The 26,648-nt window shown below is 44.8% G+C and carries 27 protein-coding genes; 13 read left to right on the top strand and 14 right to left on the bottom strand.

Going from position 1 to position 26,648, the window contains the following annotated elements:
- Window positions 1-345 precede the first annotated feature (345 nt).
- From BC343_RS23825 to BC343_RS23810, 4 genes are all read left to right on the top strand, one after another.
- Complete coding sequence (locus tag BC343_RS23825; protein ID WP_238381847.1) at window positions 346-1,374, top strand: formylglycine-generating enzyme family protein; 1,029 nt, start codon at window positions 346-348, stop codon at window positions 1,372-1,374.
- Window positions 1,375-1,385: 11 nt separating this feature from the next.
- Entirely contained in the window at window positions 1,386-1,601 is a 216-nt protein-coding gene (locus BC343_RS23820) for a hypothetical protein (RefSeq protein ID WP_143822326.1), read from the top strand.
- Between the two features lie 39 nt (window positions 1,602-1,640).
- Window positions 1,641-2,225, top strand: coding sequence for a Crp/Fnr family transcriptional regulator (locus BC343_RS23815; RefSeq protein WP_078350303.1), 585 nt, complete (start codon window positions 1,641-1,643; stop codon window positions 2,223-2,225).
- A 119-nt stretch (window positions 2,226-2,344) separates the two neighbouring features.
- Window positions 2,345-2,764: an OsmC family protein gene (locus BC343_RS23810; RefSeq protein WP_078350302.1), complete on the top strand. Its 420-nt coding sequence runs from the start codon at window positions 2,345-2,347 to the stop codon at window positions 2,762-2,764.
- Between the two features lie 76 nt (window positions 2,765-2,840).
- Here BC343_RS23810 and BC343_RS23805 read toward each other — a convergent pair whose 3' ends face one another.
- A complete protein-coding gene (locus tag BC343_RS23805) occupies window positions 2,841-3,320 on the bottom strand; it encodes a hypothetical protein (protein ID WP_078350301.1) in 480 nt (159 codons plus the stop codon).
- Between the two features lie 176 nt (window positions 3,321-3,496).
- On the opposite strand from BC343_RS23805, the gene BC343_RS23800 reads away from it, so the two are divergent.
- From BC343_RS23800 to BC343_RS23790, 3 genes are read left to right on the top strand one after another with little or no spacing between them, the layout of a single operon-like run.
- Window positions 3,497-4,480, top strand: coding sequence for an aldo/keto reductase (locus BC343_RS23800; protein WP_078350511.1), 984 nt, complete (start codon window positions 3,497-3,499; stop codon window positions 4,478-4,480).
- A 14-nt stretch (window positions 4,481-4,494) separates the two neighbouring features.
- Window positions 4,495-4,875, top strand: coding sequence for a nuclear transport factor 2 family protein (locus tag BC343_RS23795; protein WP_078350300.1), 381 nt, complete (start codon window positions 4,495-4,497; stop codon window positions 4,873-4,875).
- Window position 4,876: 1 nt separating this feature from the next.
- Complete coding sequence (locus tag BC343_RS23790; protein ID WP_238381846.1) at window positions 4,877-5,524, top strand: flavodoxin; 648 nt, start codon at window positions 4,877-4,879, stop codon at window positions 5,522-5,524.
- Between the two features lie 242 nt (window positions 5,525-5,766).
- On the opposite strand, the gene BC343_RS23785 is transcribed toward BC343_RS23790, so the two are convergent.
- On the bottom strand, window positions 5,767-6,300 hold the full coding sequence (locus tag BC343_RS23785; RefSeq protein WP_078350299.1) for a DUF4269 domain-containing protein: 534 nt from the start codon (window positions 6,298-6,300) through the stop codon (window positions 5,767-5,769).
- 71 nt (window positions 6,301-6,371) lie between these two features.
- Window positions 6,372-8,663 carry a GH92 family glycosyl hydrolase gene (locus BC343_RS23780; protein ID WP_078350298.1) on the bottom strand — a complete coding sequence of 764 codons (2,292 nt, stop codon included), beginning with the start codon at window positions 8,661-8,663 and terminating at the stop codon, window positions 6,372-6,374.
- Window positions 8,664-8,861: 198 nt separating this feature from the next.
- On the opposite strand from BC343_RS23780, the gene BC343_RS23775 reads away from it, so the two are divergent.
- From BC343_RS23775 to BC343_RS23750, 6 genes are all read left to right on the top strand, one after another.
- Entirely contained in the window at window positions 8,862-9,470 is a 609-nt protein-coding gene (locus BC343_RS23775) for a LemA family protein (RefSeq protein WP_078350297.1), read from the top strand.
- Between the two features lie 134 nt (window positions 9,471-9,604).
- Window positions 9,605-10,039, top strand: coding sequence for a TPM domain-containing protein (locus tag BC343_RS23770; RefSeq protein WP_078350296.1), 435 nt, complete (start codon window positions 9,605-9,607; stop codon window positions 10,037-10,039).
- A 10-nt stretch (window positions 10,040-10,049) separates the two neighbouring features.
- Entirely contained in the window at window positions 10,050-10,838 is a 789-nt protein-coding gene (locus BC343_RS23765; protein WP_078350509.1) for a TPM domain-containing protein, read from the top strand.
- A gap of 136 nt (window positions 10,839-10,974) precedes the next feature.
- Window positions 10,975-11,388 (top strand): hypothetical protein, encoded by a 414-nt coding sequence (locus BC343_RS23760; protein WP_078350295.1) that lies wholly within the window; start codon window positions 10,975-10,977, stop codon window positions 11,386-11,388.
- Window positions 11,375-11,926 carry an NUDIX hydrolase gene (locus BC343_RS23755; protein ID WP_078350294.1) on the top strand — a complete coding sequence of 184 codons (552 nt, stop codon included), beginning with the start codon at window positions 11,375-11,377 and terminating at the stop codon, window positions 11,924-11,926. The genes BC343_RS23760 and BC343_RS23755 overlap by 14 nt, the downstream gene beginning before the upstream one ends.
- Before the next feature lie 67 nt (window positions 11,927-11,993).
- Entirely contained in the window at window positions 11,994-12,509 is a 516-nt protein-coding gene (locus BC343_RS23750; protein ID WP_078350293.1) for a CinA family protein, read from the top strand.
- A 63-nt stretch (window positions 12,510-12,572) separates the two neighbouring features.
- Here the strand turns inward: BC343_RS23750 and BC343_RS23745 are convergent, their stop codons facing one another.
- The 11 genes from BC343_RS23745 to nuoL all read right to left on the bottom strand — a co-directional run bounded on the left by BC343_RS23745 (window position 12,573) and on the right by nuoL (window position 26,565).
- The gene (locus BC343_RS23745) at window positions 12,573-13,934 is read right to left on the bottom strand and encodes a RagB/SusD family nutrient uptake outer membrane protein (protein WP_078350292.1); all 1,362 of its coding nucleotides are present in this window, start codon (window positions 13,932-13,934) and stop codon (window positions 12,573-12,575) included.
- A 16-nt stretch (window positions 13,935-13,950) separates the two neighbouring features.
- Window positions 13,951-17,037 carry a SusC/RagA family TonB-linked outer membrane protein gene (locus BC343_RS23740; RefSeq protein ID WP_078350291.1) on the bottom strand — a complete coding sequence of 1,029 codons (3,087 nt, stop codon included), beginning with the start codon at window positions 17,035-17,037 and terminating at the stop codon, window positions 13,951-13,953.
- A 130-nt stretch (window positions 17,038-17,167) separates the two neighbouring features.
- Window positions 17,168-17,665, bottom strand: coding sequence for an acetyl-CoA carboxylase biotin carboxyl carrier protein subunit (locus tag BC343_RS23735; RefSeq protein WP_078350290.1), 498 nt, complete (start codon window positions 17,663-17,665; stop codon window positions 17,168-17,170).
- A gap of 18 nt (window positions 17,666-17,683) precedes the next feature.
- Complete coding sequence (locus tag BC343_RS23730; RefSeq protein ID WP_078350289.1) at window positions 17,684-18,346, bottom strand: DUF4159 domain-containing protein; 663 nt, start codon at window positions 18,344-18,346, stop codon at window positions 17,684-17,686.
- A complete protein-coding gene (locus tag BC343_RS23725) occupies window positions 18,346-19,053 on the bottom strand; it encodes a 16S rRNA (uracil(1498)-N(3))-methyltransferase (RefSeq protein ID WP_078350288.1) in 708 nt (235 codons plus the stop codon). The genes BC343_RS23730 and BC343_RS23725 overlap by 1 nt, the downstream gene beginning before the upstream one ends.
- A 76-nt stretch (window positions 19,054-19,129) precedes the next feature.
- Window positions 19,130-20,473, bottom strand: a complete 1,344-nt coding sequence (locus BC343_RS23720; protein ID WP_078350287.1) for a hemolysin family protein — start codon at window positions 20,471-20,473, stop codon at window positions 19,130-19,132.
- Window positions 20,474-20,480: 7 nt separating this feature from the next.
- Complete coding sequence (locus BC343_RS23715) at window positions 20,481-21,026, bottom strand: inorganic diphosphatase (protein WP_078350286.1); 546 nt, start codon at window positions 21,024-21,026, stop codon at window positions 20,481-20,483.
- Window positions 21,027-21,041: 15 nt separating this feature from the next.
- Window positions 21,042-21,692: a DedA family protein gene (locus BC343_RS23710; RefSeq protein WP_078350285.1), complete on the bottom strand. Its 651-nt coding sequence runs from the start codon at window positions 21,690-21,692 to the stop codon at window positions 21,042-21,044.
- 49 nt (window positions 21,693-21,741) lie between these two features.
- A complete protein-coding gene (locus tag BC343_RS23705; protein WP_078350284.1) occupies window positions 21,742-23,130 on the bottom strand; it encodes an NADH-quinone oxidoreductase subunit N in 1,389 nt (462 codons plus the stop codon).
- Window positions 23,131-23,150: 20 nt separating this feature from the next.
- Complete coding sequence (locus BC343_RS23700) at window positions 23,151-24,635, bottom strand: complex I subunit 4 family protein (RefSeq protein WP_078350283.1); 1,485 nt, start codon at window positions 24,633-24,635, stop codon at window positions 23,151-23,153.
- A gap of 25 nt (window positions 24,636-24,660) precedes the next feature.
- The gene (gene nuoL / locus BC343_RS23695) at window positions 24,661-26,565 is read right to left on the bottom strand and encodes an NADH-quinone oxidoreductase subunit L (RefSeq protein ID WP_078350282.1); all 1,905 of its coding nucleotides are present in this window, start codon (window positions 26,563-26,565) and stop codon (window positions 24,661-24,663) included.
- Window positions 26,566-26,648 lie beyond the last annotated feature (83 nt).

Here is a 26,648-nt window from a genome sequence, read left to right as displayed (position 1 = left end):
GGTTAATTTTACCACAGAGTACACAGAGGGAGAAACACAGAGATGCACAGAGCCTGTAAAATGGTTGACAAAGCTGTTTATCGAAGTCCAGCAATAAAACTCCTCTAACAAATTTGCAAATCTCTCTGCGAACCTCTGTGTAAAACTCTGCGCCCTTTGTGGTTAAATAACCAATCGCAACATTGTTGTTAGTTATTTAACCACAGAGTTTTTTTTGACCGGTAAATAATTTTTTGTGGTTAATTTTACCACAGAGGCACAAAGAGAAAAACACAAAGATGCACAAAGGGTAGCTCGGTAAAGTTTTTCAATGGAGCCTGTTTAAACCAATTATAGAACGAGAAATTGAAGATAAGCTTTACAAATAGCGCCATCGCCTTGCTATGCCTAACGGCTTGGGGCTGTGGCAATGCCGGTAAGCCCGCCGCGCAACAAAATGCCGACACGGTGGCCAGCCAAATGCAGCCAACAACTGCGCCTGCAGGTATGGTATTGATAAAGGGCGGAACCTACACCATGGGCGCAATCGATTCTACTTTTACCGATGCGCGCCCTTTGCATAGCGTTACTGTGGGTGATTTTTTGATGGACGAACACGAGGTTACCAATGCCGAGTTTGCTGCTTTTGTAAAAGCCACCAATTATGTAACCGTTGCTGAACAGGCCTTAAACCCGGCAGACTACCCAACGGTAGACCCAAAGGACCTGGTGCCCGGCTCGGCAGTATTTACGCCGCCTGAACATCCTGTTAATTTAAATGATGCTATGCAGTGGTGGCAATACATTGCCGGAGCAAGCTGGCAACATCCCGAAGGAAAAAACAGCAGCATTAAAGGGCGGGAAAATTACCCTGTAGTGCATGTTTGCTACACCGACGCAGCTGCCTATGCCAAATGGGCAAACAAGCGCCTGCCTACCGAGGCCGAATGGGAATACGCGGCACGCGCAGGCGGCGGCAACAGCACCTACTATTGGGGGAACGAATTGCACCCCGGCGGCAAATGGATGGCCAATAATTACCAAGGGCACTTCCCGGATAAAGACTTGGCCGAAGATGGCTACAAAGGTGTAGCCCCTATTAAGAAATTCCCGGCCAATAAATATGGCTTATACGATATGGATGGCAATGTATGGGAATGGTGCAGCGACTTTTATCGCCCCGATTATTACCAACACAGCCCCGCCAACAACCCGCTGGGCCCTACCGACAGCTACGACCCTGATGAACCCGGCGCGGTTAAACGCGTACAACGCGGTGGCTCATTTATTTGCAGCGAGCAATATTGCATCCGTTTTAAAACCGGCAGCCGCGGCAAAGGCGAAGTAAGCAGCGGCTCCAATAATTTAGGCTTCAGGTGCGTTAAAGATATTTGATGATAGAAAACATGAAATTGAAAAAATACTTTGGTTTGATAATGATTGCCTGCCTCTGCGCAAGCTTGAGTTTTGCCAACGGAAACACAGCAGATACCAAAACTCCGCTATTGGCAGATAGCCTGAAAAAAGCTAAGCAAAACCCATTGGCTCCTAAAAAGAGTTGCTGCAAAGGCAGCCCATCGAAGGCAAAAATGCTGGCTCAGCAGAAGAAGAAAAAGCAATAACCCGTTTTAAAGGTTTACCTTTACCTAAAAACAAAATCAATGGAACCTATCGCGCAGCTAAAAAAGTCGGTTATGGAAGTTTCGGGCATGCGCGAGGAAGACTTTGCGCTATCGTTACCCTACTGGCATCATAAAACTTACAAAAAGGGCGAGTTTTATAACGAGTACCGCAATGTTTGTAAGCACCTTGGCTTTATCCTCAGCGGTGTATTTCGCATTTACCGATTCGACGACCGCACCTCTACCGAGCGGAACATGCTTTTCTTCACTGCCAACCAGTTCATGAGCCCTTATAAAAGTTTCCTGAACCAACAAGCCTGCGAGTACTATACCGAGGCCATGTCGGTTGCGGATATTTATTACATCCATTACGACCACCTGCAGTACCTTTACCAAACCTCGCCCGCCTGGGAACGCTTTGGCCGCCTGTATGCCGAAGCCGCGCTGAATACTGTGATGACCAATACCGAGGGCTTCCTATTCAAAACTGCCGAAGAACGCTACCGCGAAATGCTGGATATCCACCCCGATATTTTTGATGCTGTGCCGCTGTACCATATCGCCTCTTATTTGGGGATAGAAGGCCCATCGTTGAGCCGCATTCGTAAAAGGCTAAAGGCCTAAATTTCAAATGACATTTGCATGATGATAAATCTTCGGGACTTTAACCCGGGTTAATATTTGCGGGCAAAAGGCAGCCTACCTTTGACCTATCAAAACACAACAAATAAAATACAAACATCATGAAACGTACAGCAAATGCACATTGGAACGGTAACTTACAAACAGGTAACGGCGAAATAACCACCCAAAGTACCGTATTAAATAAAACACAATATTCTTTCAAAACCCGCTTTGCCGATGGTATTGGCACCAATCCCGAAGAGCTTTTGGCAGCAGCACACGCAGGCTGTTTCACCATGGCCGTTGGCGCAGCATTAACCCAAAACGGCGTTACCCCCGGCGACCTGACAACTGATGCTATCCTCGATCTGGATATGACAGCATTGGCCGTAACCGGCATCCACCTGTCGCTTAAAGGCAGCATTATAGAAGGCGTAAGCGAAGAGCAATTTAAAGCCATTGCCGAAGGCGCAAAAGCAAACTGTATCATCTCTAAAGCACTGAATGTGCCTATTACATTAGAAGTGGTTTACGCATAATTGTCAAAGCATCTTACAAAGAGAGGCTATTCCGAAATGGAACAGCCTCTCTTTGTATTTAGGAGTGCAAAATTCGTTACTCTTTATAGCTGTATTCAACCCCAAGTTCCTTAAGGGTAAGCCATACATGCCTTATGTCCCTCTCGTGGTAACCGCTTTTAAATTCTGTCAAAATTATCTTTTTGTTCTGCTGGCTTTTATCTATAATAGCTAATTCCCAAAACTTATTCCCTCTATCATTCACAGTGTAGAGTTTCGCATAGGCATCCCTTAAATTTATGGTTACAGGTGTTTGCTCGGCCCAAAGCCGCCTCCGGTAATGTATCATAACCTGGCTCTCTGTATCTATTACAAATTTCAAGCTCAGTTCTCTATTGACAGCTATCGCAGCAAATATCAGATTGGTAAATAAAATAAACGTAGCCGTGCCCCAACCCGGCTGTATCAGTAATACGAGCCATGGCACTGTCAGCGTCACAATCAAAACAGCCCAGCCTTGCGCTAACTTGAATTTATCAAGATCGCTGTTTATTACTATCACCTGGCCGGCATCCATGCTAAGAGGTTTATTGAACTATTGAGAACACATTATAAATCTATCAATATTATTTCTTGTCGCCAAAATCGCATCAGTAATATTGGTAGGCAATACCGTAATACGTATAAGCAGTATTACAAAAACAGGCTGCAAATTTGTACTGTTCTGTTAAAAGAACATCAAATATGCATACTATGGAAAAAAGAACATTAGGTAAAAGCGGGCTGGAAGTATCGGCCTTAGGTTTAGGCTGCATGGGTTTAAGCTTTGGCTACGGCCCCGCTACCGATATCAGCGAAGCAACCAAACTACTGCACGCAGCAGTAGAGAAAGGCGTTACATTTTTTGACAGCGCCGAGGCTTACGGCCCGTTTGCGAACGAAGAACTACTGGGCAATGCCCTTGCCCCATATCGCGATAGCTTAGTTATAGCTACCAAGTTTGGTTTTAAAGATGCTACGCCTACCAATGGTGTTGATAGTCGCCCCGAGCATATCCGTAAGGTTGCTGAAGAATCGTTAAAACGCCTGAAGACCGACCGCATCGACCTGTTTTACCAGCACCGCGTTGACCCAAGCGTACCCATGGAAGATGTAGCCGGTACTGTAAAGGACCTGATAGCCGAAGGTAAAGTACTGCACTTCGGCATGTCGGAAGCGGGCGCAGCATCTATCCGTGCGGCACATGCCGTGCAGCCTGTGGCTGCCCTGCAAAGCGAATATTCGTTATGGTGGCGCGAGCCCGAGGCAGAAATATTACCATTGCTGGAAGAATTAGGAATTGGCTTTGTGCCTTTTAGTCCGCTGGGTAAGGGTTTTCTTACCGGAGCGATAAGTGCAGATACGCAATTCGACAAAACCGACTTCCGCAACATTGTACCACGCTTTGCCGAAGATGCCCGTAAGGCTAACCAGATAATGGTTGACCTGCTGACGGCTATCGCTAAAGAAAAAGAAGCAACGCCTGCCCAAATAGCTTTGGCATGGCTGCTGGCACAAAAACCATGGATAGCGCCTATTCCCGGCACCACCAAATTACATCGTTTGGAAGAAAACCTCGGCGCATTGGATGTAAAACTAAGCACAGCCGACCTTGCCAAAATTGAGGAAGCAGCATCGCAAATAAAAATTGAAGGCGCACGTTACCCTGCAAGTTTACAGGCATTGGTAAGCAAATAAACCCGGAGCAATAAATGAGTGAAGGTAAGCTCCAAAAAATAGAGGAAATACTAAAGCTGTCTGCCGATAAATTTACCTGGAAAACTACGGGCAAATTTGATTTGGTGGATGAGCTTTTTGATGATAACCTGGTGTTCGTACACATCACCGGCCGCACCACCACCAAAGATGATTGGATGGACCAGTTGCGTACCCGCCGTTTTGTGTACAACAAAATAGAGCAGCAGGAAGAAGCGTCGGTAAAAGTATTCGGTAATGTGGCCGTGCTGGTGGGCAGGGCCACATTTACCGTAAACGGCGGTTGCGTATATCCGCTGGTTTACACCGAGGTATACAACCGCAAAAAAAGCGGCAAATGGAAATTGGTGAATTTGCACACTACATCGGCCTATTGATATGAAAAGAAAAGACTTTGTGAGGAAAATAATATTACCGGCGATGTGCGCAGTGTTAACCGTTTTCATTCTGCCATCGTGCGGGCGCGCGCAACAAGCACCTGCTGACGCAAACCCAACAGGTGGCAAACGCATCCTGATAGTTTACCTCTCGCGCACCAACAATACCAAAACACTGGCCGAGATAATACAAGGTTATACCGGCGGCGATCTGATGCCAATTGAACTGCAAAAGCCTTACCCGGCAGATTATAAAACAACCGTAAGCCAAGTGGCTCACGAAAATGAAACGGGCTACCTACTGCCGCTGAAAACCAAAATTGAGGGAATTGAGAAATATGATGTAGTATTTGTAGGCTTCCCTACGTGGGGCATGCAATTGCCGCCGCCTATGAAAAGCTTCCTGCATCAATACAACCTTAAGGGTAAAACCATTATACCGTTTAACACAAATGCGGGTTACGGCATAGGCAGCAGTTTTGATACCGTAAAGGAATTATGCCCAAACAGCAAAGTCTTAGACGGCTTTACCACCAAAGGCGGCATTGAGCGAGATGGTATTTTGTACGTGATGGAAGGTAACAAGAAAACCGAAACCGATGCAGCTGTTAAGAAGTGGCTGCAAAAGATAGGGATGCTGCCACAATAATTTTACGGGATTAAAAGCTGTTCAACTAATCAATCTCTATCTATAAGACGTTCCTATGGAACGTGACATTTGCGTTTACATTTATCTACCTATAAAATATCCCGATGGGATATAGAGGCGCTTCGTTCCATAGGAACGGCTTATGGGTAGGAAATAACAGCATCCGCTCTACGTTCCAGCGGAACGTTTTATGTAAGCCCACAATTTAGGGCCGCTACTAATATGAACGTAGTCTTTTTAGTTTAAGTGGGTAATTTGTATTCCAACAAGTTCAGATACGGATCACCACCAAGCCCCAGCAATTGGCAAAAGGCAGGTTCGGTTTTTATGCCTTGTAGTTTTAAGCCAATAACAGCCTGTTTAAATTCTTCGCCGAAGTGCTGTAAAATAGCATACTCGGCAAGCATGTGGCGATAGCCCATCTGCTCGATCACGGGGATCGCTTGCCCGAATATTTCTACGGGCAGGCCACTTTTGATAAAGCTCACCAGTACAGCGGGCTCTGCTAAATGGCTTATTTCCTTTATCGAAAAGCCATCTTCGGCAACAAACAGTGCTTTCATTTCTGCTGCGAACGAATCAGCATCAGTATAACAGCAAACAATATCCAGATCGCTGCCGGGTACTTGTATATCTAAAGGGAACGTACCCACGGGCACTGGCGAATAGTGCTTCAGCATATCCATCACTTGCCATTCGGTAAGTAAAGTATAAACTTCCTGCTGCGCTGCAGAGCCATGTTTTAGGTATGTTATATCAGTAAAGTTTATTACCATAAGCCCTCCATTAAATGCAAAACGGGCATACCGTTGCCGGCATGCCCATTATTATCTTGTTATTTGTTTGGTTATTTATGTTTGCTTCCCATAGTAAACACTAATTCACCACCAGCCATGATATCCTGGTGGGTGATAGATAACGAGGTAAGCGGCTTACCGTTCAGCGTCATCTTTTGGATGTAAACGTTCTTCTCGCTTTGGTTCTTCACGGTAATGTTGAAGGTTTTGCCGCCGCCAACTTGTATGCTCGCACTGTTGATAGCAGGGCTACCAATGGCATAATCGTTAGAGGCCGGTGCGACAGGGTAAAAGCCCAGTGTGCTGAAGATGTACCACGCGCTCATTTGGCCGGTATCATCGTTACCACCCAAACCATCCGGCGTAGGTTTATACATGCGGTTCAATATCATCCGGATGCGTTCCTGTGTTTTCCATGGCTTGCCGGTCCAGTTGTACAGGTAAGCTACGTGGTGCGATGGTTCGTTACCATGCACATAGTTGCCAATGATACCGTCGCGGGTAATATCTTCGGTTTCGGCGAAGTATTTATCCGGCAGTTCCATCGTGAACAGTGAATCGAGGTAGCGCACAAAGCGTTTATCTCCCCCCATCAGTTTTATCAAACCTTCAGGATCTTGCGGGGCGAACAGGGTGTAGTTCCAAGAGTTGCCCTCAATAAAGCCTTCGTTAATGGTGCTCAACGGGTCAAATTTAGCGCGGAATGTACCATTAGCCAGTTTAGGGCGCATAAACCCTACTGATGGGTCGTAAACGTTCTTATAGTTTTCGCTGCGTTTGATGAATTCGTTATAGATATCGGTTTTGCCCAGCTTCTTCGCCATTTGTGCTATTGCCCAATCATCGTAAGCATACTCTAAAGTATTAGATACCGATACGCCGGTACGCTCATCAGCGATGTAACCTTTATCTATGTACTCGCCAATACCTTCATAGCTGCGGTGGCGTGCGGTAGCTACGGCAGCATCCAGGGCTTTGTTGGCGTCAAAAGGCGCATTGCCCTTCACTACAGCATCTGCTAAAACAGACACACTGTGGTAACCGCTCATGCACCAGTTCTCGTTGGCGCTGTTGCTCCAAACAGGCAGCATGTGCTCGGGGCTTTGGTCGTAATGCACCAGCATCGATTTTACCATGTCGGCATTACGCTGCGGCTCGATGATATTGAACAGCGGATGTAAGGCGCGATAAGTATCCCAAAGCGAGAAGGTGGTATAATTAACAAAGCCATCTGCCTTGTGTACGTTTTGATCAAGCCCTTTGTATTGGCCGTCCACATCCATATAAATGGTTGGGTTTATCATGGTGTGGTACATGGCGGTATAAAAATCCTGCTTTTTCTCGGTGCTGCCGGTTACGGTAATTTTATCCAAAGCAGTTTCCCATTGGGCCTGCCCATCGGCTTTCACCTTTTCAAAATCCCAGCCCGGTGCTTCAGCCTGCATATTGACCAGTGCGCCATCCATGCTTACCGGCGATAATGCAAATTTTATTTTGATCTTCTCGTTGGCTTCGGTCTTGAAATCGAAGTAAGCACGTATTTGTTTGCCGGCTATCTCGGGGAAGTTTTTGCTTTGATTGAATTTACCCCAGAAGCCGCCGTATACCTGGCGCTTCTCATATTTCTTAAAACCGTATTGTGCGAATGCTTTATTGAACGACATGGCGAAGTATAGCGTACGTGTACGTGCCCAGCCATTGGTTTGGCGGAAGCCTACCAGTGTGCTATCGTTCAAAACTTTTACATATGTCCAAACGGTTTTATCTGGATAGTTGTAAATACCCGCCATCAGATCAAGTACGATGTGCGCCTGATCGGTTTTGGGAAAGGTGTATTGATGAAAGCCCACACGAGTAGTGGTGGTCATTTCGGCAGTTACGTTGCTTTCGTCCAGCTTTACTTTGTAGTAATTGGCTTCGCTCACCTCATTAGCGTGCGAAAACGCCGAGCGGTAACCGCTGCCGGGTTTATCTGCCGTACCGGGGTTCAATTTCAAAGCGCCAACGGTAGGCATAATCAGGAAATCGCCCAGGTCCGAGTGGCCTGTACCGCTGAAATGCGTATGGCTAAAGCCTACAATGGTTTTATCATCGTACTGGTAACCTGCGCAGTATTTGTAAACATCGGGGTTGTACTTACCGTTCAGCTCGTAGCTGGGGGTATCGGTTTCGGGGCTTAATTGCACCATACCGAAAGGTACGGTAGCACCGGGATAGGTATGGCCCATACGCTGTGTGCCTATAATAGGCTTCACGTATTGCACTAATTTTTCGTGTGTGGGGGTTTGGGCAGCGGCGGTAAGCCCTGCAAAACATATTAATGATACAAGTAGTTTCTTCATTAATGGCGTAAATAGATGATCAGTAAAACAATTTAACAGAAGCAAATATAAAATCATATATTGGTTAACTGCATTTTATTGCATCTACAGCCCTCAAAAAATTGCCATTGTGGCGCAAATGTTACGGTTTGTAACATCGGTATGGCTTTTGTAATCTAATTCGTAAATTCACATCACCATAAACTAAAAAAACATCCAATGAAAAAGTTATTCTTCGCGCTGGCCATTATGGTTGGGGCAATGTCGTTAAGCTCGTGCAGCTACAATAGCATGGTTACAGCCGACGAAAATATAAAAAGCAAATGGGGCGAAGTACAAACCCAATACCAACGCCGTGCCGACCTTATCCCTAATTTGGTATCGACCGTGAAAGGCGAAGCCAATTTTGAAAAAGGTACACTAACCGCTGTTGTTGAGGCTCGTGCAAAAGCCACATCGGTACAGGTTGATGCCGCTACCCTAACTCCCGAGAACATCCAGAAATACCAGGAAGCACAAGGCCAGTTAAGTGCCGCATTAGGCAAATTGCTTAACATAACAGAAAACTACCCTACTCTGCGCGCTAACGAAGCCTTCAGAGGCTTACAGGCACAGTTGGAAGGCACCGAAAACCGCATCAGCGTAGCACGCCGCGATTTTAACGAAGCCGTACAAGCCTACAATAGCAAAATACGCGCCTTCCCGGCCAATATTACTGCCAAAATGTTCGGCTTTAAAGAGAAAGGCTACTTCCAGGCCGATGCCGGTTCAGAGAAAGCACCGTCGGTTAACTTTGATACCGATACTAAAAAAGAAGATACGAAGTAATATTGTCGTAGCCTATAGGGCAAATTAATGTTACCCTATAGGCTTTCATACTATCGGTGGAATAGTAAGCCATCGGTGGAATCAGAAAATCACATCGGTGAAATCATAAATCATCGGTGAAATCACAAAAAAAAATGGCAGTATTTACCGACGAAGAACAGCTTCGTATACAAAAGGCCGTTGCCGATGCCGAACGAAATACCTCCGGCGAGATACGCGTATGCGTTGAGAAAATCTGCAGCGAAGAAACCTTAGACCGTGCCGCAAAATACTTCACCCAACTGGGTATGCACAAAACGCGCCTGCGGAATGGTGTGTTGATATACGTAGCAACCGTAGACCGCAAATTTGCCATTATTGGCGATGCCGGTATTAACAAGGTTGTTCCACCTGATTTTTGGGATGGTACCAAAGAAGATATGCTGAGCCAGTTTAAATACGGCAACCTTGTTGAAGGCATTGTAACGGGGATTATCAAGGCAGGCGAACAGTTGAAAAAGTACTTTCCGCACCTGCTCGACGATAAGAACGAACTGCCCGACGACATTGCCTTTATGGATGGCAACTAACATGAATACCATGCTGAAGAGAATATTTTTATTTGTTGGGCTGGTGCTCTGCGCAACATTAGCATTCGCCCAAAACTACCCCGAAAAACCCACGCGCGGGCTGGTGAACGACTTTACAGGTACACTATCCCCGCAGCAAGTATCGCAGCTGGATGCAAAGCTAAAGGCGTTTGAAGACAGCACTACTAATCAAATAGCAGTGGTGCTTATCCCTACGCTGGACGGCCGAGAGATAATTGACTACGGTGTTGGCCTTATACGCAAATGGGGTATTGGTACTAAAGAGAAAAACAACGGCGTACTGGTGCTGGTAGCCGTTAACGACCGTAAGGTATCTATTCAAACAGGCTATGGCGTAGAAGGCGCCCTCCCCGATATTATTACGCAACAGATCATCCAGAAAGATGTAAGGCCACGGTTTAAACAAAACGATTACTACGGCGGGCTGGATGCCGCTACCGACGATATCATCAAATACACCAAAGGCGAATATAAAGCCGAGCCGAAACAGAAAGATGAAAATGAAGGCGGCGGCCTTGGCAGCGTTATTTTCATTGTGATAATTGTGGTAGTTATACTCATCATTATCATCAGCAAGCGTGGCGGTGGGGGCGGCGGCAGGCGCATTATTGGCAGCCGCGGCGGTTCGCATGCGTTTTGGTGGTATTTGGCAGCTAATGCTCTTGGAAGCGGCAGCGGAGGCGGCGGCAGCTGGGGTGGTTCATCCGGCGGCGGTAGCAGCTGGGGCGGCTTCGGTGGCGGCAGCAGCGGAGGCGGCGGCAGCAGCGGAAGCTGGTGATGGAAGCCTTAAGCCGAAAGATCAAAGCCAAAAGCCGGAGGGAGCTCCAAATTCCAATAACTTAATTCTAATCAGAGGTTGGGGAGCACCGTGCCACCTAACCTCTGATCAACTAACCTCCAATTTCTAATAACCCATGTACCAACGCGATTACCTGCTTAACGAGGCCCGTAAAATGGCTTTGCTGCTGGCGAAACTTATGGGCTTGAAGGCCGAAGAAAAAGAGGAAGAATACCGCCAGTATTTTAACGAGGTATTGCAAGATGAATATAACCACGAGTTGGATACCCTTTTGCAAGCCGATACAGAAAAGTTTAAAAACCTGCTGCTATCTGCCAATTACAGCTCCGAAAAGCTGAATGCCTTAAGCCAAATGCTTTATGTATTTGCCGAGCCGTTTAAGGCCGATGAAGAAACAGCCGCTATTTTAAATAAGGTGCTTGTTATTTTTGATGTGTTAGAAAGCGAGCATCATTACGAATCTTTTGATAATTTAACCAAGAGGAACCACATCTACGGTTTCTTTAAAAACAACTATGGACGAATATAAATGGAAAACCCTTTCCACCACTTATGTACACAAAGGCCCCTGGGCCACCCTGCGCGCCGATAAATGCGAAATGCCCGACGGCACTATTGTTGACGAATACTACGTACTGGAGTACCCCAACTGGGCAAATGCGGTAGCACTTACCGAAGACAATAAAATTATTATGATACGCCAGTACCGCCACGCGGCGGGCATTGTATCGCTGGAGATACCGGGTGGCGTAATAGAAGAAGGCGAAGATAAAGAAGAAGGCATGCGCCGCGAGTTGCTGGAAGAAACCGGCTACGCCTTTAATAGCGTAGAACTCATCAGCACGGTTTACGCTAACCCATCTACCGCAGGTAATGTTACTTACTGCTACCTAGCGAAAGGCGGCAAAAAGGTGCAGGAGCAATCGTTAGACGAGCACGAACGCATTGAGGTGATGGAATATACCATTGATGAAGTAAAACAATTACTTGCCGAGAATAAGATACCGCAAGCGTTACACTGTACCGGTTTGTTTTACGCACTTATGAAATTGGGGGCCATCAGTTAATTTAGCAGGCGAATTCAGCGCGATGATTATAGCTGCAATGAAATTTTATAACTACAAATAAACTAACATGATAAGTATAGAAACGGTTGAGCAATTTCACAAAGCATTAAAAAAAGAACGAACGCTCACTATTGTTTGTGCAGAAAGTATTACTGCGGGGTTGTTAGCAAGCACTATTGCATCTGTTTCCGGCGCATCCGCAATTTTAAAAGGCAGTATCGTTACTTATGACGAAAATGTAAAAGTGAAAATATTAGGGGTACGACGCAAAATCCTGAAAAAATATACGGCCGAGTCGCAGCAAACAACTACGGCAATGTGCTATGGCATAAAGAGGCTTTATCCCAATGCTGACATCCATGTGGCGGTTACCGGTATGGCTTCTGCTATCGATCCATCTACTGATTATAAGGCAACCGCTAGCGTAGGTCAAATTTATGTGGCTATTTTTTATAAGAAACTACACCCGTTCAAGCATTCTTTTCTACCCGAAGATATCATCGATAAAAACAATAGCAGAAATGAAATAAGGGATAAAACGGTAGAATATATTTTCGAACAAATAGAAAAGTTGATAGCATAATCATAAAACACAAAACCCCGAAGCTTATCACTCCGGGGTTTTGTGTTTTAGAACGGGTTATTATTAATAACCTTCGTTTTGCACCAGGGCCGAGTTTGCGTTTATCTCGCGCAACGGAACCGGGAAAACCAATTTTGGTGAATTATATGGTAAAGCACCAACAGATTGCTGCAAACGCTTGGCATCATGCAGGAAGAAACCACCCTCAAAGGCAAGCTCCAGCCTTCTCTCTTTTAAAATATCGGCCAGCGTAACTGCTGCAACATTGCCCAGGCCCGCACGGTTACGTATTGTAGTGATATCGGCAGCGGGAGTAGCACCAATAGCAGTACCAAGCCTTTGGTTTGCTTCGGCACGTATCAAATACATTTCGGCAAGGCGCACAACGCGCACGTTACCATAAACGTTGCTGAACTTACCTACGCGCAAAATGCCGTCGCTATCTTCAGTGTAAATAGCAGCGCGCTGATCGTCCGGCTCAAACTCGGCCAAAAAGTTATCTCTTACAATAATATCGCCGCGGCCGCTATCATCCGGAGATGCGTAATAGGTGTTTAAGCCGTTGGTGCCTTGTTGGGCAGTAACCTGTACGGCAAAAATATCTTCGGTAGTGTTATCTACGTGAATTTGTGCCGGATAAGGAAACTCAGCTGTGTAAGGTGTTACCAGGGAGTAACGGTTAGATGCAATTACGGTATTAGCGGCATCGCGTGCATTTGCGTAATCGCCTTTTTGCAGGTATATCCTCGCCAACATAGCTGTAGCAGCATTCTTGGTTGCATAAAAGGTATTACCTGCCGGCAACAGGTTTTGCGCGTCGGTAAGGTCGGTAATAGCTTGCTGATAAACAGCTTCAACGGTAGCGCGCGGCACTTTTGAAGACTCGTCAACCACCGTGGTTGGTGTTAATACAATAGGTACGGCCAGGTTAGTTGCCGGGCTGCCATCGTTGTAAGATTTGCCATACATTTCGGCCAGGTTAAAATAAAGTATACCGCGTATAAATTTGGCTTGCCCTTCATACGAAGCTTTTGAGGCTGCATCAACTTTGTCCAAATTGGCAATAACGTTGTTTGCCTGGTTAATGGCCTGGTACGAGCTTAGCCACATACCCTCCACAAAACCATTATCGTTTGTAATAGTTTGGGCTACCATTTGGCTAAGGTCCTGAAAAGTACCCTGCCAGTCAATTATTGTTTGGGTTGCCATCAGGTCGGGCTGCAAGAAGTTACCGCCACCGTATGTGCCCGATAGCGCGAGCCTGTTATAGGCACCCACCAGTGTAATTTGCACATCAGTTGATGTAAGTATGGCCACATCCTGTCCTACCGACTGAAAGGGCTTTAAGTCCAATTGCTTATTGCAGGCGGTTAATAATAACGCGGTGCCAAAAGCTGTAAGGTATATCGATTTAAATTTTTTCATTGCTATAATATTAAAATTATAATCCTATGTTCACTCCAAAGGTAATGGTACGTGGCTGCGGCGCCGAGTAGAAATCAACACCAAGGTTGATATTGCTGGCCTGGTAATCCGCGTTCACCTCCGGGTCCCATCCTTTGTATTTAGTGATCAGGAATAAGTTGTAAGCATTCATGAATACCCTTGCATTGGCAAGCTTAATTTTAGCCAGTAACGATTTAGGAATGCTGTAGCCAAGGCCAACGGTTTTCATCCTGATGTATGAGCCACTTGACAGGTAACGGCTTGATGCATTAACGCCGTTTCCGTAAAATAAACGAGGCTCAGGCACATCAGTAATATCGCCGGGTTTGTCCCAGTAAGCCATTTGATCTACTGTTTGGTTATCGAAACCGTTGCTTGCTGAAGCCGACATGTATTGCCCGCCGCCATTGTAAATTTTGTTACCCCAAGAGCCCTGCATAGTTACCGATAGGTCGAAACCTGCATAAGCGAAGGTGTTGGTCCAACCGGCAGTATATTTAGGTGTTGGGTTGCCTAAAATTACGTTTTGTGCCGCGTTATAATCGTTAGTTGTAGTTCTGATAAAGTTGCCGTTAGCATCTTTAGTATTCAGGTAGTAGATAGCGTCGCCGTTTGCTGGGTCAACACCGGCATACTCTTTACCATAAAATACACCAATTGGCTGGCCTTCAATTACGCGGTTCAGGTCGTTAGAGCCCAATACCTGTTTTTTGATATCGGTAACTACGTTTTTGTTGAATGCGCCGTTAAAGCTGCTTGTCCATTTAAATTTGCCAACAAAAATATCGCCCGATAATTCAAGCTCGTAACCCTGATTGTATAATTTACCAAGGTTTTGTGTTTGTATAGAAAGGCCCAGTGTACCCGGTATATTTACATCCAGCAAAAGGTCGCGGGTGTTTTTGCGGTAATACTCGAAACCACCCGAAATACGATTATTGAAGAAACCGAAGTTAACACCAACATCAAACTGACCGGTGGTTTCCCATTTAAGGTTAGGGTTGGCAATTTGAATGAAGCGCTGGCCGGCAGAACCGTTATAACCCGCATCACCCGAAAATAAGCCTAATGCCGGGTAATTGCCCACTTCCGCATTACCTGTTAAACCGTAACCGGCTTTCAGTTTCAAATTGCTGATGAAAGTAGAGTTTTTAAGGAAGCTCTCTTCAGAAAGTATCCAGCCCACAGATGCTGCGGGGAAGAAACCGTAACGGCTGTTTTTACCGAAACGCGAAGAAGCATCGGTACGTGCACTTGCTGATAACAGGTATTTACCTTTATAAGCATAGTTAGCACGAGAAAAGTACGACACAAATGCGTACTCGCTTTGCGAAGACGAACCACCCGATTTTACGGCCGCCGATGCAATTTGCTTGTAAGCATCTGAAGGGAATTGCTGGCCTTGTATATCATTACCAACAAAGTGGTTATACTCGTAGCTGGTACCTGCAGTTACATCCAAAGAGTGATCGGTGTTGAAAACGTTTTTGTAGTTGATGTAGTTGTTTACAGTGTAGTGGATGATACCGTTATTGGTATTTTGGCCCGCACCATTTGGCGTACCTGTGTTACGGAACGTTAAACGGCCGTAATAGCTATCCTCGTTTTGGTTGGTCTGGTCTAAACCGAACTCGCTGCGGAGAGTTAAGTGCTTAACAATTTCCCAGCTGCCGTAAACGTTACCAATAGTACGGAATACGGTAGTGTTATAGTATGAGTTTGCTACGCTAAGCAAAGGGTTATAATAAACCGGATAGTTACTTGCCGAACCCGGTAAGCTACCGCTCAATAAACCTGTGCGCGGGTCTATAATAGGCGTAATAGGCGATAAGGCCACGATCTGCATCGGGGTAGAGAACTGGTTATCATCCGATATACGGTTGTTTACCGTATTGGTAAAATTCAGGTTCATGCCCACTTCTACGCGGCTAAAGGGTTTAGTGCTCAGGTTTACACGGCCCGAATATTTTTTGAAGCGGTTACCCACCAAAATACCTTTTTGGTCAGAGTATTGGCCCGATATCAGGTAGGTAGTTTTATCGTTACCGCCCGATAAGTTAAGGTCGTAAATGGCCTGTGGTGCATCCTGAAATGCTTGTTTTTCCCAATCAACATTGGCTGCGCCAACATCTGCAACGCCTGCAGAATACCTCAATAAACGGCTTTCAACAAATGCAGCATTATCATCAAGTGCATCCTGGTAAGTATCATAAAAACCATTATTAAAATCCTGTAATGAAGCACCCACGCCTGCGCGGCGCTCTATTTGCAGGTATTGCTCGCTATTTAAGAACTGGCGGTGCCTCGATGGCTTGCTGCTACCAAACTGGCTGCTGAAGTTCAACTTGGCCTTACCCGCTTTACCCTTTTTAGAGGTAAGTAGTATAACACCGTTTGATGCACGGGCACCATAGATAGCTGATGCCGATGCATCTTTCAATATCTCTACCGATTCGAAATCGTTAAAGTTGATATCAGCCAAAGGATTAGTGGCTGCGTTTGTACTCGATATGTCGCCCTGGTTTAGGATAATACCATCTAATACGATAAGTGGCTGCGTACCTGCCGAAATAGATGAAGTACCACGAACGCTGATTTTAATACCCTGGCCAAGTTTACCGTTGTTTGATTGTATAACAACACCGGCGGCTTTACCTTGTATGGCTTGTTCTAAGGTAGTTACGGGGGTATTCTCTATTTCTTTTGCAGCAATAGAGGCTACCGAACCTGTAATGTTTTGGCGCTTTTGTGTACCGTAACCAACTACTACAACTTCGGTAAGTTGTTTAGAGTCGGTTTCTAACGTTGCGTCTACTACACTGCTGTTAGCAGCAAGTTCCACGGCTTTGTAGCCGATAAATTTAAACACCAGCACCTTACCGGCAGGTACCGAAAGGCTGTACTTACCATTGACGTCGGTTTGGGTGCCGATACCAGGGGTACCTTTTACGGTCACGGTTACTCCCGGTAACGCTGATCCGTCTTTCTGGTCTGTTACTTTACCGGTAATCACGCTATTTTGACTAAAAGCTAATGATGCGGTAACAAATAACAGCAGGAATGAGAGTAGAATTTTCTTCATGCAATATGAGTTAAGTGAATTGAAAAAGGAAGTTCACAATAAAAAAGTACAAAAACAACAAAAGGCATAAAATTTTATGCCTTTTGTTGTTACTTTTTAAAATATTCTTCGTTTTCGATCGTTATCGCGCTTAAAAACTCATTAAAATTTGCCCTTTTTCAACTTTATCGCCAGGTTTTATTTTAATTACCTTAATGTTAACGTCCGCGGGGGCTTTTATGATATTTTCCATCTTCATGGCTTCCAATACAAACAAATTTTCACCCTTTTTTACGTCAGCACCGGGCTCCACAAACACTTTAAGTACCAAACCCGGCATAGGAGCCTTTATTTCGCTTACAGATTTTGCAGCCATATTGCTCAGCCCCATTTTTTCCAACAGCATGTCAAACCTGTCTTTACCCGATAGGGTGTAAACAGTATTATTAACCTTTACAACGGCCGCCTTTGCTTCTTTATCAAAACTTATAACCTCTGCATTGTACGATGCGGTTCCGTTTACAATATGGTATAAACCGGGGCGCAGCTCTTTAATATCGGGCGTAACAAAACTATTGTTAACCAGCAATGCATCACCCTGCCTCTCTGCCTCAAAATCAAACTTATCGTTAACTTTTATTTTATGCATATAACAACGGGCTATAAGTTATTTGGTAAATATATACTGTATCATGTTTGCGCCCATGCGCAGGGCTTTTTGCCGGGTTTCCTGCGTATCGCCGGCGTAGGTGCCGTAATCTTCCCAACCGTTGCCCAAATCGCATTGGTAGGTATAAAAGCATACCAGCCTGCCTTTGTATATCAACCCAAACCCTTGCGGGCGTTTACCATCGTGTTCGTGTATTTTGGGCAAGCCCTGCGGGAAGCTATACTTTTGGTGGTAAATAGCGTAATTGGTAGGCAATTCTACAAACTCAAGCTCCGGGAAAACCTTCTTCATTTGCGGGCGGATAAACGGGTCGAGCCCGTAGTTATCATCAATATGCAAAAAGCCTCCACCCGTTAAATACTTGCGTAGGTTTTTAGCCTCCTGCTCGCTGAATATCACGTTGCCGTGCCCCGTCATAAACACAAAAGGATAGTTATATAACTCGGCGCTGCCAACCTCCACAGTTTCCTCTTCGGGTTGAAAGTTGGTTTTTAGGTTCTCGTTGCAAAATTTAATGAGGTTGGTAAGTGCGGTACGGTCGCCATACCAATCGCCGCCGCCGTTGTACTTTAAGCGGCCCATTTTGTATGATGGCTCGGTAAAGCTGCATACAGCAATTGCAGCAACAATAAAGGCTACAGCAAAAAACGGCTTCCTCATTAGCGGTTCAAAAAGTTTATTTCAAAACAAGCTTCCAATGCAGCGGTTTCGGTGCGCAGGCGGCTTTCGCCTAAAGTTATGGCTTTGTATCCATTCTGCAAAGCAATCTCAACCTCTGCAGGACTAAAATCTCCTTCGGGGCCTATCAATATCAAATACCGGCTTTGCTTAGCGATAGCTTCTGGAAGCGCCAGCTTTTCACCTTCCGCGCAATGCGCAATATACTTTTCCCCATCAAAGGGTTTCTTTATAAACTGAGCAAAAGTCACGGCTTCATTTAAAACCGGGTGATACGCCTTAATAGATTGCTTAATGGCCGAAGTGATGATTTTGTTTAGCCGTTCAGCCTTGGCCTCCTTGCGTTCCGAACGCTGGCTGATAATGAGCGATACCTCATCTATCCCTATCTCGGTGGCTTTCTCTAAAAACCATTCGGTGCGCTCGATATTTTTGGTTGGGGCTACAGCCAGGTGCAGGTAATGGTTTCGTTTAGCATACTCCGTTTGTACCGAATTTACCTGTAATATGGTGCGCTTGGGATGGGCATCTTTTATCTCGGCTTGGTACAAACCGCCTACACCATCTATCAGCGTAACAGCATCCCCTTTGGCTAACCGCAACACACGCACAGCATGTTTGCTTTCTTCCTCATTTAAAAAATATTCGTGGAGAGATGGGTTGATACCGGGAGTATAAAATAGATGCATAGTAATAGCGCAGCCTGTTGCTTTAAAGCAAAGCTATTATTAAAACGCAGATAAAATAAAGTAAGTATGGAAATTATCAGTGCAGGTCAACCGCGTCTTCTTCGTTTATCAGCAGCTCCAGCTTCACCGATTCGATGTTTTGGTCGGATTTTTTGAGCACGGTGATGTTGTAGCCATTAGATTCTTTTTGCTCGCCAACATCGGGTATCTTACCGAAGATATCGCCCAACCAGCCGGATACGGTATCAAAATCGCCGTCTTCCGGTAAGTCGTGGGGCAGGTGCTCGTTCACATCGTATATTGGCGCAAGGGCATTCACCACAAACTCGCGGTCGTTTATTTTTTCAACGATAGGTTTTTCTTCGTCAAACTCATCCTGTATCTCGCCAACCAATTCTTCAACAATGTCTTCCAGCGTAACCATACCTGCGGTGCCGCCAAACTCATCAGATACGATGGCTATCTGTATGCGTTTTTGCTGCAACTCGGCCATCAGATCATTTATCTTTTTGGTTTCGGGAATGAAGTAAGGTTTGCGAATGATGTTTTTCAAAACGATCTCTTCTCCGCGTGCAAGAAGGGGCAAAATATCTTTGGCGTGCACTATGCCGATGATCTTATCTATCACATCATCATAAACCGGCATGCGCGAGTAGCCCTCGGTTATCAGTATCTCCAGCAATTCTTCGGTAGGTGTATCAATCTCAATACCCTGTATTTTAGTACGGGGTACCATGATATTCTTCACCACGCGCTCGTTAAAGTCGAATACGTTTTGGATAAGTTCGTGCTCGTTAGAATCTAATGCGCCGCTCTCTTTACCCTGCTCTAATAGGTACTGAAGCTCTTCCGAACTATGGTGCGTTTCGCCGCCTTCCAGCGTGCTGATGCCCATTAGCTTCAATATAAAGTTTGCGAAACCGTTAAGCAGCCAGATGAAGGGCCTTGCAGCAACAAAGAAAAACTGCAGCGGTAAAGATACCGCCAGCGTAGTACGCACCGATTTTTGTATGGCCAATGATTTTGGTGCCAGCTCGCCAAACACAATATGCAATATGGTGATGGTTGCAAAGGCAAGCCCGTGGCTTATCGAAATAAACAAGGGGCTAAGCTCTACGCCTACACTCATGAAGCCGCGCACCATTATGTTGGTGGCAACTTCTTCGCCCACTACGCCAAGCCCAAGCGAGGCAATGGTAATACCCAGCTGCGTGGCAGCCAGGTATCCATCAAGATTATGCAGTATGCCCCGGGCAATTTTGGCTACCCCGCTGCCGCTTTTAGCTTTTAGCTCTATCTGCGATCCGCGTACTCTTACCATGGCAAATTCGGCAGCCACAAAAAAGCCGTTCAGCAGCACCAAAAATATGGTGGCAATTATATAAAAGCCGTTTATCTCGTACGTATGCGCGGGGTCCATTAATTAATTATTGGTAAACGGGGAAAGTGGCCTTATAAAGGTCGAGCGCCTCGGAAATAACCTTATGCGCATAACGCAAACCAAGCAAATGCTCAATAGTTACGTTTTTGCCTTCAAGTTTTTTATAATCTTTAAAGAAACGCACTATCTCGGTCATGGCGTGTGGTGGCAATTCGTTAAGGTCGTTAATGTAATTAACCGACATATCGTTTTTTGCTACCGCGATGATCTTATCATCTTGTTCGCCGTTATCAACCATGTGCATTACGCCTACTACTTTGGCTTCAATAATGCTCATGGGGTAAACATCGGTTGAGCAAAGTACCAGTATATCCAAGGGGTCCTTATCGTCGCAGTATGTTTGCGGGATAAAACCATAGTTGGCCGGGTACATTACCGACGAAAATAAAACGCGGTCGAGTTTCAATAAGCCCGACTCTTTATCAATTTCATATTTGGCCTTAGAACCCTTTGGTATCTCGATGATAGCGTTTACAATTTCAGGAATGTTTTCGCCCGGAGAAACCTGGTGCCATGGGTGTTGTGTGCTCATTTGGTATATGTTGTATTATTCTGCTTGTTCCGTATCGCCCGTTTTTGTTAACTTCTTTTTTAAAAAGGCAAATATCAGCGGAACAGTTGTTATTGTTATCAGTCCAAGTATTATGTATTGCAGGTAATCTTTCAATTGCGGAAACCTCCTGCCTAAAAAATATCCGGCCAGCGTAAGAGTTGTAACCCATGCTACGCTGCCAACTATGTTGTAAATGGTAAATTTCTTTATATCAACCTTTACAACACCTGCAAATATAGGGGCAAATGTCCTAACTATAGGGAAAAATCTGCCTAAAATAAGCGCCATGCCGCCGTATTTGGCGTAAAATTCTTCGGCAACAGCAATATACCGCTTTTTAAAAAACAACGAGTCGTTTTTCTTGAACAGCACGGGCCCCGTTCGGTAGCCAAACCAATAGCCGGTATAGTTGCCCAATATGCCCGCACCAATTAGCGAAAGTACCAACGTATACACCGGTACCTGTATAATACCTGCTGCGCTAAGCAGGCCAGCTAAAAACAATAAGTAATCTCCGGGCAGGAAAAACCCAAAAAAAAGGCCCGTTTCGGCAAACACCACTATCAGCAGAAGGTAGAAACCACCACTGCTGATAATAGATTCAGCTTCGGTTAAAGTCCGCAGGTACTCCCAAAAATTCTCCATTAGCTATATCTGTAAAACTACAAATATTATATGGAAAATAAATTTGGTGCTAAATTAAAAGGCCCGAAATTAATGAAGGGTATACGCCGATAGCTATCGTTACTACTGCTGCAAAGCCTAAAACAAATTTGTAATAGCCCGGAATTTGCACTTCGGCACGCTCGGCACTACGGAAATACATAGCGATAATAACTCTGAAGTAGTAAAAAATGCTGATGATAGCATTCACTACAGCCACTATAACCATAATGTATTTATACTGTAATAACGCGCCCGAGAACATAAAGAACTTACCAATGAAGCCCGCAGTAAGCGGTATACCTGCCAATGATAGCATGCTTACTGTAAGTACAAAGGCAAGGAAAGGGTTTTTAGCTGCCAGGCCATTAAAGCCGTCAACATCATCGGTACCGGTTTGTTGCCTTACCAATACCAAAGCACCAAACGCTATAATAGATGCTATTGAATAGGCCGTAGCGTACATAAATATTGAGCTTGCCGATGCTGCACCTAAAGCAACAATAGCAAATAACAAGTAGCCGGCATGCGATATACTGGAGAAAGCCAGCATACGCTTAAAGCTCTGTTGGTACAACGCGGTTATGTTGCCTATAAACAATGTGATGATAGTAATTACCATTAATACCGGCGACCAAAAAGCGGCGATAGAACCAAAGCAAGACAAGAACAACCTCAGGAAAGCAGCAAAGCCTGCTGCTTTAACCACGGTTGACATGTAAGCTGTAATAAGCGATGGCGCACCTTCGTACACGTCCGGTGTCCAGAAGTGGAATGGTGCTGCACCTACTTTAAAGCAAAGGCCAACGATGATCAACAATACACCCGTGTAAAATATAGGGTCGATATTGCGCGGATGTGTAAGTACATAATCGCGGATACCATCCAGGTCAAAAGAGCCTGATGAACCGTAGATAAGCGCAATGCCGAACAACAAAAAGCCGGTTGAGAAAGCCCCCATCAGGAAGTATTTCAGCGCCGACTCGTTAGAGGCAAAATCGTTTTTACGTATACCTGCCAATATGTAAAGGCTTACCGACATAATTTCGATACCTACAAACAACATGGTTAAGTTATGGTAGCTTACCATTACCACTATACCGGCAAGCGAGAACAATACAATAGCGTAATACTCGGCAATGTGGTTGCTGATTTTCTCGAAGTAACCCTTCGAAAGCATCAATATCAATATGGTAGAAATAATGCTAACTACAGAGAATGCAACTGAGTAGTTATTGAACAGCATCATGCCATGGTAAATGGGCTGGGCAACATCGTCTTTATTCCAGGCACATACGGCAGCACCCAATGCCACCAGCATGCCAATAATAGTAACAGGCAATAATGCCTTTTGAGCTTTATATAAACCTAAGTACAAAAGCACAATAGGCAAAACAGATATGATGATTAAAGTAGTCATTTGTTTATTGTACCTGTACTTTAAAATTTAGCATTAACAAACTTGTGGCTTACAGTTTCTATAAGGTTAGTAACCGAAGCTTCTGAAATATGCAGCAATGGCTGCGGATAAACACCTATTACGATAATCAGCGCGCAGATTATCCCAAGGGCTAATCTCTCGCTGCCTTTAATATCGGTAAAAACCGAGGTAGTTTCGTTCAACTCGCCCTGCATCACATTCTTGTACATACGCAGCATATATACAGCACCAAGTATAATAGTAGTACCTGCAATAGCCGATGTAGCAATGCCCGACATATTGAAAATATTAATACCTAATACGCCCCTCAACAGCAAAAACTCTCCAACAAAGCCATTTGTTAATGGCAGCGCAACAGTGCCTAATACCACAATTAAAAATGTTATAGCAAACTTAGGTGCAATTTTAGCTATACCACCCAGTTGCGAAATATCGCGGGTATTTAAACGCCTGCTGATGATATCCCAAATAAAGAACATACCCACTACGTTTATACCGTGGCTTATCATTTGTATCATGGCACCTTGTACACCATAAATATTCCAGGCAAAAATACCGGCAGCAATTAAACCCACGTGCGCAATTGATGAATATGCTACAAGGCGCTTTCCGTCGGTTTGTTTAAATGCTATAATTGATGCGTACACAATTCCTATTACCGATAATACAATAGCCCAATTACCCCAGGCTAAAAAGCCGATCGGCGCATTAGGTATCAACCAGCGCAGCACGCCGTATATACCCATTTTCAGCATTATGCCCGATAGCATCATGGTACCCGCGCTTGGCGCAGTAGTATAGGTATCCGGCTGCCAAGTGTGGAAAGGGAATATTGGCATCTTGATGGCAAATGCTAAAAAGAACGCTCCAAAAACCCAGCCCTGGTGGCTTGCATCTAAAGTAAGGTTATAAAAGTGCGACAGGTCGTAATCTTTAGTAGGAGTTTGCAGGTACAGGTAAATAATACCTATCAGCATAAAAATAGAACCTGCAAAGGTGTAGATGAAGAATTTGATGTTTACACGGATGCGGTTTTCGCCACCCCAAAGTGCGCAAATAAAATAGATAGGTATTAACGCTGCTTCCCAGCCAACGTAAAATAAGAAACCATCTAAAGCTGTAAATACAGTAAGCATACCTGCCTGCATAAACAGGATTAGGGCATAAAACGCACGGGCATTCTTATACTCATGCTCGTATGTAGTAAGTATAATTAACGGCACTAACACAGTAGTAAGTAACACCATTATCATACTAATACCATCAATACCTGCCTTAAAGTAAATGCCAAACTGTGGTACCCATGGTACGTCAAGGCTGTATTGTAACGAAGCATCTGCAACAAAACCGCTTAAAAAATATAGGGCAGTAGCCAATTCCGCAACAGCAAAAAACATAGCTGCGTGCTTGGCCATTTCGTTTTTAAACAACAGGGTTAATACTGCTGCTATTACCGGTAAAAAAATTAAAATGCTAACCGTCATTTTATCTGTTGAAAATCGCTGTCTATTATATTTTAGTTACGCCGTATACCAGGATGGCCACTATACCAATCACCATCATGAATATATAGAAGCCCACATTACCGGTTTGCAATAAGCGCAAACCTTTACTTGTTTCTAAAGTGCCCTTACCCAGCCCATTTACAAAGCCATCAATACCTAATTGATCTATAACTTTGTAGAAGAATCCCGAAAGGAAATCAAGCGGCTTGCGGATAATGGTATCGTAAAGCTCGTCTACATAAAATTTGTGGTATGATAAGTTAGCCAATGCCGGGCGTTCTTCTTCGTCGGCAACTGGCAGGCTTCCGCCCTGAACATATTTCACGTAAGCATACGCCATGGCAACCAAGGCAACACCAACAGATACACCCATCAACAACCATTCGGTGCTGTGGCTCAATTCATGTTCACCTAATATCTTTTCAGATGCCTCAAAAACAGGTGCAAGGTAAGCGTGTAATTCGTGATGGCCGCCCATTACCGCAGGCACACCAATCATACCGGCAATAGCCGATAGTATAGCCAATACAACTAATGGGATAGTCATGCTCAGTGGCGACTCATGTAAATGATGTTCCTGTTCGTGCGTGCCGCGGAATTTACCCCAGAAAGTGAGGTACATCATCCGGAACATATAGAAAGAGGTAAGTCCGGCAGTTATTACGCCCACTACATAAAACGTAGTGCTATGTGCAAATGCCGCAGCTAATATTTCGTCTTTTGAGAAAAAGCCCGACAATGGAGGGATACCGGCAATAGCTACAGTACCAACCAGCATGGTTAAAAAAGTAATTCTGATCTTACCTTTTAAGCCGCCCATTTTGCGCATATCCTGCTCACCGCTCATGGCGTGGATAACTGAACCTGCACCAAGGAACAATAATGCTTTAAAGAAAGCGTGGGTTAATACGTGGAAGAAAGCACCTGTGTAAGCGCCAACGCCCAAACCTAAAAACATATAGCCTAATTGGGATACTGTTGAATAAGCCAGTACCTTTTTAATATCCGTTTGAGTTAAAGCAATAAGCGCAGCAAAGCAAGCCGTTGCCAAACCTATGATAGCTATTATCTCCATGGTATCAGGCGCCATGGTGAACAAAATGTTCGAGCGGGCTATCATGTATATACCGGCAGTAACCATGGTAGCCGCGTGTATTAGCGCCGAAACAGGTGTTGGGCCGGCCATCGCATCCGGTAACCAGGTAAACAGCGGCAATTGTGCCGACTTACCGGTTGCACCAATAAATAGTAGTATAGTTACAATGGTAATAAACGATCCGCCTTTTACTACTGTTGCCGCTTTAGCAAATATGGTTGAAAATTCAACGCTTTTAAATACAATGGTAAGGATGAACACGCCCAGTAAAAAACCAAGGTCGCCTATGCGGTTCATTACAAATGCTTTTTTGGCAGCATCGGCGTAAGCGCCGTTAGTGTACCAAAAGCCGATGAGCAGGTACGAGCATAAACCTACGCCCTCCCAACCTATAAACATTACAATATAGTTGCTACCCATAACCAGCAGCAGCATGAAGAATACGAACAGATTTAAATAAGCGAAGAACTTGCCAAAACCGGCATCATCGTGCATATAACCTGCCGAATATAAGTGAATAAGGAAACCTACCCCTGTAATAATAAGCAACATGATAGAGCTAAGCTGATCTATCAAAAACGCGAAAGGTATTTTTATATCGCCAACGCTTATCCAATCAAAAAGGGTTACGTTAATTGCTGCGCCTGTATGTTTTATCTGGAAGAATGTGGCTATGCTTATGCCAAATGCTACAAACACCAGCAAGCTGCCAATAGCGCCAATAACGCTTTTCGACAGGGTGTTGCGCCCCAATCCGTTTATCACAAAACCGGCTAAAGGTAATATAGGAATAAGCCAAATGTATTGATTCATATAAAGTTCGTCAGCCCCCTAACCCCCTAAAGGGGGAACAGAAGTTTAATTTCGTTTTTAATTTATTGATCCCTTTCCTGCTC

The organism is Mucilaginibacter pedocola (assembly GCF_002013915.1).
Classification (GTDB): domain Bacteria; phylum Bacteroidota; class Bacteroidia; order Sphingobacteriales; family Sphingobacteriaceae; genus Mucilaginibacter; species Mucilaginibacter pedocola.
The sequence above is the reverse complement of the archived record's forward strand: the minus strand, read 5'-3'. Positions and strand labels throughout refer to the sequence as shown.

Coding starts and splice junctions, on each gene's coding strand:
- BC343_RS23765 (WP_078350509.1), top strand. CDS start 10,050: ATGCTGAAGAGAATATTTTTATTTGTTGGGCTGGTGCTCTGCGCAACA.
- BC343_RS23805 (WP_078350301.1), bottom strand. CDS start 3,320: ATGGATGCCGGCCAGGTGATAGTAATAAACAGCGATCTTGATAAATTC.
- BC343_RS23780 (WP_078350298.1), bottom strand. CDS start 8,663: ATGAAGAAACTACTTGTATCATTAATATGTTTTGCAGGGCTTACCGCC.
- BC343_RS23700 (WP_078350283.1), bottom strand. CDS start 24,635: ATGACGGTTAGCATTTTAATTTTTTTACCGGTAATAGCAGCAGTATTA.
- BC343_RS23715 (WP_078350286.1), bottom strand. CDS start 21,026: ATGAGCACACAACACCCATGGCACCAGGTTTCTCCGGGCGAAAACATT.
- BC343_RS23725 (WP_078350288.1), bottom strand. CDS start 19,053: ATGCATCTATTTTATACTCCCGGTATCAACCCATCTCTCCACGAATAT.
- BC343_RS23745 (WP_078350292.1), bottom strand. CDS start 13,934: ATGAAAAAATTTAAATCGATATACCTTACAGCTTTTGGCACCGCGTTA.
- BC343_RS23815 (WP_078350303.1), top strand. CDS start 1,641: ATGGAACCTATCGCGCAGCTAAAAAAGTCGGTTATGGAAGTTTCGGGC.
- BC343_RS23800 (WP_078350511.1), top strand. CDS start 3,497: ATGGAAAAAAGAACATTAGGTAAAAGCGGGCTGGAAGTATCGGCCTTA.
- BC343_RS23735 (WP_078350290.1), bottom strand. CDS start 17,665: ATGCATAAAATAAAAGTTAACGATAAGTTTGATTTTGAGGCAGAGAGG.
- BC343_RS23770 (WP_078350296.1), top strand. CDS start 9,605: ATGGCAGTATTTACCGACGAAGAACAGCTTCGTATACAAAAGGCCGTT.
- BC343_RS23775 (WP_078350297.1), top strand. CDS start 8,862: ATGAAAAAGTTATTCTTCGCGCTGGCCATTATGGTTGGGGCAATGTCG.
- BC343_RS23795 (WP_078350300.1), top strand. CDS start 4,495: ATGAGTGAAGGTAAGCTCCAAAAAATAGAGGAAATACTAAAGCTGTCT.
- BC343_RS23750 (WP_078350293.1), top strand. CDS start 11,994: ATGATAAGTATAGAAACGGTTGAGCAATTTCACAAAGCATTAAAAAAA.
- BC343_RS23710 (WP_078350285.1), bottom strand. CDS start 21,692: ATGGAGAATTTTTGGGAGTACCTGCGGACTTTAACCGAAGCTGAATCT.
- BC343_RS23785 (WP_078350299.1), bottom strand. CDS start 6,300: ATGGTAATAAACTTTACTGATATAACATACCTAAAACATGGCTCTGCA.
- BC343_RS23760 (WP_078350295.1), top strand. CDS start 10,975: ATGTACCAACGCGATTACCTGCTTAACGAGGCCCGTAAAATGGCTTTG.
- BC343_RS23720 (WP_078350287.1), bottom strand. CDS start 20,473: ATGGACCCCGCGCATACGTACGAGATAAACGGCTTTTATATAATTGCC.
- BC343_RS23820 (WP_143822326.1), top strand. CDS start 1,386: ATGAAATTGAAAAAATACTTTGGTTTGATAATGATTGCCTGCCTCTGC.
- BC343_RS23705 (WP_078350284.1), bottom strand. CDS start 23,130: ATGACTACTTTAATCATCATATCTGTTTTGCCTATTGTGCTTTTGTAC.
- BC343_RS23755 (WP_078350294.1), top strand. CDS start 11,375: ATGGACGAATATAAATGGAAAACCCTTTCCACCACTTATGTACACAAA.
- BC343_RS23730 (WP_078350289.1), bottom strand. CDS start 18,346: ATGAGGAAGCCGTTTTTTGCTGTAGCCTTTATTGTTGCTGCAATTGCT.
- BC343_RS23810 (WP_078350302.1), top strand. CDS start 2,345: ATGAAACGTACAGCAAATGCACATTGGAACGGTAACTTACAAACAGGT.
- BC343_RS23740 (WP_078350291.1), bottom strand. CDS start 17,037: ATGAAGAAAATTCTACTCTCATTCCTGCTGTTATTTGTTACCGCATCA.
- nuoL (WP_078350282.1), bottom strand. CDS start 26,565: ATGAATCAATACATTTGGCTTATTCCTATATTACCTTTAGCCGGTTTT.
- BC343_RS23790 (WP_238381846.1), top strand. CDS start 4,877: ATGAAAAGAAAAGACTTTGTGAGGAAAATAATATTACCGGCGATGTGC.